General features: G+C 47.0%; 5 protein-coding genes and 1 pseudogene. 3 read left to right on the top strand and 3 right to left on the bottom strand.

Features of this window, described 5'->3' with window-relative positions; translation table 11 throughout:
• The 3 genes and pseudogenes from AT710_08850 to AT710_08860 form a co-directional block, all read right to left on the bottom strand.
• Window positions 1–586 (bottom strand): annotated as a pseudogene (locus AT710_08850).
• Between the two features lie 153 nt (window positions 587–739).
• Window positions 740–1,687: a hypothetical protein gene (locus AT710_08855; GenBank protein KUO90513.1), complete on the bottom strand. Its 948-nt coding sequence runs from the start codon at window positions 1,685–1,687 to the stop codon at window positions 740–742.
• 13 nt (window positions 1,688–1,700) lie between these two features.
• On the bottom strand, window positions 1,701–2,987 hold the full coding sequence (locus tag AT710_08860; protein KUO90514.1) for a cytochrome B: 1,287 nt from the start codon (window positions 2,985–2,987) through the stop codon (window positions 1,701–1,703).
• A 135-nt stretch (window positions 2,988–3,122) separates the two neighbouring features.
• Here AT710_08860 and AT710_08865 point away from each other — a divergent pair, with 135 nt between their 5' ends.
• From AT710_08865 to AT710_08875, 3 genes are all read left to right on the top strand, one after another.
• Window positions 3,123–3,839 carry a (2Fe-2S)-binding protein gene (locus AT710_08865; protein ID KUO90515.1) on the top strand — a complete coding sequence of 239 codons (717 nt, stop codon included), beginning with the start codon at window positions 3,123–3,125 and terminating at the stop codon, window positions 3,837–3,839.
• Window positions 3,839–5,278, top strand: coding sequence for a cytochrome B6 (locus AT710_08870; protein KUO90516.1), 1,440 nt, complete (start codon window positions 3,839–3,841; stop codon window positions 5,276–5,278). Before AT710_08865 ends, AT710_08870 begins: the two co-directional genes overlap by 1 nt.
• A gap of 2 nt (window positions 5,279–5,280) precedes the next feature.
• Window positions 5,281–6,039, top strand: coding sequence for a hypothetical protein (locus AT710_08875; protein ID KUO90517.1), 759 nt, complete (start codon window positions 5,281–5,283; stop codon window positions 6,037–6,039).
• The last annotated feature ends 206 nt before the right edge of the window (window positions 6,040–6,245 follow it).

Genomic DNA, 6,245 nt, shown 5'->3' on the forward strand with positions numbered 1-6,245 from the left:
CAAGCCCAAGAACCTTGAGGGCGCCGCTGCCAATACCCAATAAACCACTGATGACGCCGGCGAAAAACATGATAACCTCACCCAACCACCACCTAACACCCCAGTAACGTATCCAGCCGAGGTTAGGGTCAAAGCAGGTTCCATACAAATTAAGGGCCCTAGTGGTTGAGTCTGGCTCACGGGGTCGAGGCAATTCGCAGGTGCTGCGTTGGATTGTGGGTATTATGGAGACGAGCAAAACAATGCCGAATATGGTGTAGATGATGTATGTGATTCCATGGGTATAGACGTAATTGGCAATCAGTGAACCGAGAATAGCGCCTAAAGTGGTTGCAGTTGTTAGACTTATCCCTATCCTATCATTGGCTATCCTCTTCTTAAGATAGACGCTGGCTGATCCGGCCGAGGTGGCTACGGTGGATATCAATGCGGAGCCGGAGGCGTAAGCCATTGGGACGCCCAGGAATAGGGTTAGTATGGGCGATATAACGGTGCCCCCGCCTAGTCCCGCCAAGGCTCCAATTATTCCTGCAACTATCCCGGCCGCAATTATTATGAGGAATTCCCCAACATATGCGATTATCATATTGATTAATTGCCGAGCCTCCACTCATGAAAGCATAACCAACATTCATGTTAATTGAGGCGTTAATGCAGGCAATATATTTAGCATTTATCGAATAATCGTTTTATTAATGGATTAAGTGAGCCACATAATGGATCGTGTTGGCGAGTATCCTTATTTATGGTTCTCCATTTTCAGCGAATTTATTAAAGCCACGGATGCCGTTATGGTTACCACGAAGTAGATCGATAATGCGTGAACAACGAATGCGGTTCCTATATAAATCAAGGCCGCCAATGCATAGTACCCCATTAATGGCTCGCCCATTATTGCCCTGCTCACCAATGCTATTAGGGAGAAGATGTAGATCCCCATGACTATTGCCAATACCGGCAAGTAGGATGGAGGCGCAAGTATGCCGAGCCCCATCGCAGCTACTTCCCCCATTATTGACTGCATGAATCTGTTATATATGAGTAATTGATACATGGGTTCGGATAATAAGACGCTGACTACTGCCCCCACTAAGTATCCGATGAGGAGCCCACGCCTTGGTCTCGCATAAATCGATAACGCCAGCAACGATACGGAGCCGGCAATTAACATGTATATGGATGGATAGACTAAGTAAGTTGATAAATTAATGGATGGAATAAGTGCATACTCAGTGAGTATATTGGTGACGTATTGATACAGCGATATTAATTCGAGGAGGAGAAGAGGCAATAAAGCGAGCGACTTAACATTGCTCACAGCAACTTGGAGAATAGATATAACGGTTAATGCGCATAGAGCGAGGCTGGCAATTATCCATGGAACCGATAAGTAGTATTGAGGATATAGTAAGGCCAGGGCTATGCCTCCCCAACCCATTATTATTGAGGCAGCGAAGTATGTGAGGCGAAGCCTTACCTTCCTTGATTCCCATATAACCATGGGGGCAATCACGGTCATTGCAACGACGGAAAACGTCCCAATTAGGCCCAGCGCGGCTAAATTGGCTCCACTGCTTGGCATGAATGGAAAAACAGGTAATAGGAATTCCCTGAATATGTATTGAAGAAGAAAGAGGACTCCAAATGCCAGCGAATAAATGGAAAAATCATTCTTTGGAATTTTCATCATATTTAACTGCCTACTTTCTTCGCTTGCTTATGGCGAAGAATGTCACTCCAATAGCCACTAGCGCGATTATTATCCCTATAACGGCAACTATTAGGACAACTGATGGAATAGCGGATGGAGGAGCGGGTTGCTTTGAAACCAGGGTTAATGGCACGAAGTTGGCAGTTATGGATTTATCAAAAGTGGTTTCCCCGGACTTACCGTACCAAACGCCGAACGCGATATCATAGGTGCTGCCCACGGTTATATTAACTGTGTCCGGCATCGGCGACTTAAGCTGCCTGACGAACTCCAATACCCAGTAACCATTCTCGTACTTGGCTCCCGTATAGCCGCTAAAGTAGCCCGGCACTGGTCCAGTGGCGTTGGGATACCATATTCCGCCATCGCCTATATCGAAGAGGCCGCTTTGATTAGTTAGTAGGTTGAGGAAGAAGCCGTGAGGAGCAGACGCGAATTGGCTGGCATCGGTTGGGTTAATGCCGTTCTCCGCATCCCATGTGGCATTGGCGAAGTAATTGAAATCGGATCCCTGGGGATATGTGACGCCCGCTATCCATTCCCAAATATTGGCTGCGCCGGAGCTTAGTGACCCGCCGGTGTTCGGTATTGTACCAACTACTTGGCCAAGTTGGCCACTTACCTTATATCCGGGGTGGGGACCACCGATGTTCATGCAATCCGATGGATTCTGTTGAGCGCCCATGTACCACATTATGGCGAACCTATCTGGATAGTAATGGGTGGCATTGGTGAAGTAACCATAGAAGTAAACTCCGTTTGCTGGGCCGTAATAATACAGCACATATTCCATGGCTCGTGGACTACCGAATATTATTGCGTAGCTGCTGTTTATTACCTTGTAGTGCCTATGGAACGTGCTTGTCAATAGATCCAGGAAAGTCATGTTCAGTGGACCCTTCGGGTTATATACCATGATCCAATGACCGGGTCCAGCCACTGAATCGGCTCCTATGGTGCTTGGATTATTATCTGGCCACTTCACTAGTATGAATATATAATCGCCGTTATAGGCGGCCTTCGCCTCAACATATGGAACTAAACCCGATGTGGGAACGCCGGAGAGAGTTGGGGATAGCGTTACGTTGAACCACGGTATATTGCTCCAAAAAGATTCGCTGCCTGGATTGGCTAGATTCGCTGACCCAATTACCCTGTAAGCAACTAGTCCCGAGGGTGTTTGGGCAAGTGGCACTGAGTGGAGAACCGCCAGTAAGCCTAGAAGCACAGCCGCGGATAGTATAATAAGGGCTGGTCTTATGCTTTTCCCAACCATATTCATGTTTTAACGAAGGCATTATTAAGCATTACTTTGGTAATAATTGGGTTATTTCTTGGTGAAAATTGGTATTTATATTGGTAAAAATTTGGTAAAAAACTTTTTAATAAATGAGCATAAATGGGAGCCCCCATGGGCGACGTGGATCAATCGAGGAGGACATTCCTTAAGTCCCTCGTCATAATTGCGGGGGCAAGCATGGTTATAGGCATGCTGCGCGGGCTTGAAGTCATAGTGCCGCCATCGGTGGGCATATCCTCATTCCCCTTGCTTCAACTAGTGGATGAGAATGGGAACCCAATAAAGGCATCCGATGTTCCCATTAATGGACAGAAACTAGCGATGTTTAATTATCCATTAAATAATGAGCCGAACTACTTGCTTAACCTCGGCAATGACTCTAATCAACCGGTGGAGATACCGGCGACCAGCGTCTCCATACCGGCCACCGGCCAATCATACACTTTCCCGGGAGGCGTTGGGCCAAATAAGTCAATAGTGGCCTACAGCGCGTTATGTGAGCACCTTGGATGCGCGTATCCTGAACTAACTTTCTATCCTCCTGGCGTCAAAACCCCAACGTTTAATGGACCAATGGATAAGGTAATACATTGCAGTNGCCATGGAAGCACATATGACCCATACAAGGGGGCAGCTGTCATCACGGGACCCACCACTAAGCCTCTCCCCGCGGTTCAATTAAAGTGGGACCCAGACACGGACTATTTATATGCGGTAACCATGATTGGGCCCACAATATATGGGCACACCGATGACTTAAGCGGCGGATCNCCGATAAGCGGAAACTCCACAACCGTGAAGCTAATGAGTAATCCAGCGCTTGGGTGATGGGCATGTCTAGGAAAAGCATTGGGGACTGGTTCGCGGAGACCTTTCACTTGAAGGATATACCATTCATGGGAGTCCCAACATACATGTTCAGCATAGAGTACTGGCTTGGCGGCATAGCGTCGGCTGCGCTTTTCTGGCAAGCATTAACTGGACTATTAATGTTGCTATATTACCAACCCAGCGATGCTTATGACTCCACGATGGCCATAATACACGCAGTGCCATTCGGGTCAGTGCTCCTCTCCTCCCACCTATATGGCGCCTACATAATGATACTGGCAGTGTACATCCATGGACTCCACGTGTACTTCAAGGGCGCATACAAGAAACCGCGGCAATTCCAATGGGTTCTCGGCGTGCTGATGTTCGCCATGGTCATGATAACATCATTTGTGGGGTACTCCATGACTGGAGACGTCCTAGGCACGGATGCAGTTGATGTCGGCAAGGGAATATTGGCAAGCATTCACTTATCAGTCTTAACACCCATATTCTTCGGCAATGGAACCGAGCTAGACCTATTCACTAGGTTATTGGGGTGGCACATAATACTTGTGACCCTAGTGGTTCTGCTCTTTGCTCTTCACTTCTACTTAGCTGAGCAAAATGGATTCATGCCTGACCTAAAGGAGGCTAAATACAAGGCGCCGGCAGTGCTTAGGAAAGATGATGCCAGGATAAAGCCCTGGTGGCCCAGGAACTTCATATTCATGATCGGCATAGTGACGCTGACGTGGGGAATAATATTGATGCTGCCCTCAATACTTGCCTTGCCCCAGATAGTTGATAAAGTGCCCATATTGTTCTCGCCGTATCCAGGGCCATCCCCCGCCAGTCCACAAGCGAGCTTAGTGCCCGCATATCCACCATGGTTCTTCCTCTTCATGTATAAGATGGCTGACATGCCGTTCCCGCTGGCGGTAGATGTATCCATGGGGGCACTCATACCTCTCGTGGTTCTCATCGTGGTGCCATTCATTGATAGGAACGAGGAGCTGCATCCATTGGATAGACCATTCTTAACTGCCCTATTCATCACTGGACTAACNTGGTTAATAGAGCTAAGCATATGGGGAGCCGGGCAACCTGGGGTTCCCGTGAAGCCAATATGGTTGCTCCTAGTCATAATACCGCCATTCATAATATCATTCGGAGGCATATACCTGCTGCACCTAATGTGGAGAAGCATAAAGCCCAAAGTAATTAACGCAGATCCTGGAGATAAAACAACGGCAAGCAATGTCGCTGAGGATAAAGTGGATAAATTATTATCTGCATTAAGCATAATAGTCACCGCAGTAGCCGTCATAATCCTCTTGCTATCGTTCTCGTTGAACCCCATAACGGATGGGCCATTGATAGGGCTAAGTTGGAGCGCACTGCTTCTATTGTTCTCGGCCGACGTATTCATATACTTCAGGTACGAGCTGAAGTAACGATGAGGGATCTATTCAATAAAGTGGTTTTCTGGAACGAGGATAATATAGGAGCAATAGTGATAAAAAATCAACCACTTAACTTAATCGATAGCGATACTCTTAATCAATTATCATCGGCCTTAACATTAGCGTCAAGCGATGCGAGCCTTAAATGGATAATGATAAGCGGGGCCGGGGATAAATTCTTCTCGGCAGGCATAGATTGGGAGCGATTAAGCAATGATTACGACTCAATCAGCGACTTAGTGAATGCGATAAAAACATTCGCGTCGCTGATGGTAACCATAGATAAACCCGTGATCGGCGTGCTCAATGGCTCCGCCGCCGGATTTGGATTGGAAATAGCATTATTGACAGACCTATTAATAGCGCCAAGCGACGCCAAGCTATGCAACCCCGAGGGGGGACTTGGATTACCCATGCTCCTCGGCGCGCCAATTCTGATAAAGACGCTGCCTAGACTGCGTGCAATTCAATTAATCGGTGGGGAAACAATGAATGCGGAGGAGGCGGGAAGACTGGGATTAATACATGCAGTTCTGCCTAGAGATAATTTATTTGGCGATGCCAAATCAATAATACTAAATACAAGGATAGATAAGTATACCCGATCATTCATTCACGAGGATATGGAGCACGTGATAAAGAGCATAAACCCCAGCTTACTGGAGCCGCTGCTCTCTAAATGCCATGGGCTAAACAAGGCCAGCATTATCTCCAAAATAAATGAGGCACGGAATAAATGCCTAACTACCTAAAAACACCCATTATTCATCAAACACACCAATTAAACCCCAGCCGCATTTAGTGAATCCATTTAATAATGATAAATCGAACGGCAAACCTCGCCAAATGGCAGGGCAAGGTTTAAAAATCTCTTACTATTCCTCTTTAGGATGCCCTCTTCCGGTCAATTTTCAAAGAATGGGGGGCGGGGGCCGAGGGGAGTAGTTAATTGCCCTAA

The organism is Thermocladium sp. ECH_B (assembly GCA_001516585.1).
Classification (GTDB): Archaea; Thermoproteota; Thermoprotei; order Thermoproteales; family Thermocladiaceae; genus Thermocladium.

Coding starts and splice junctions, on each gene's coding strand:
- AT710_08875 (KUO90517.1), top strand. CDS start 5,281: ATGAGGGATCTATTCAATAAAGTGGTTTTCTGGAACGAGGATAATATA.
- AT710_08860 (KUO90514.1), bottom strand. CDS start 2,987: ATGGTTGGGAAAAGCATAAGACCAGCCCTTATTATACTATCCGCGGCT.
- AT710_08855 (KUO90513.1), bottom strand. CDS start 1,687: ATGAAAATTCCAAAGAATGATTTTTCCATTTATTCGCTGGCATTTGGA.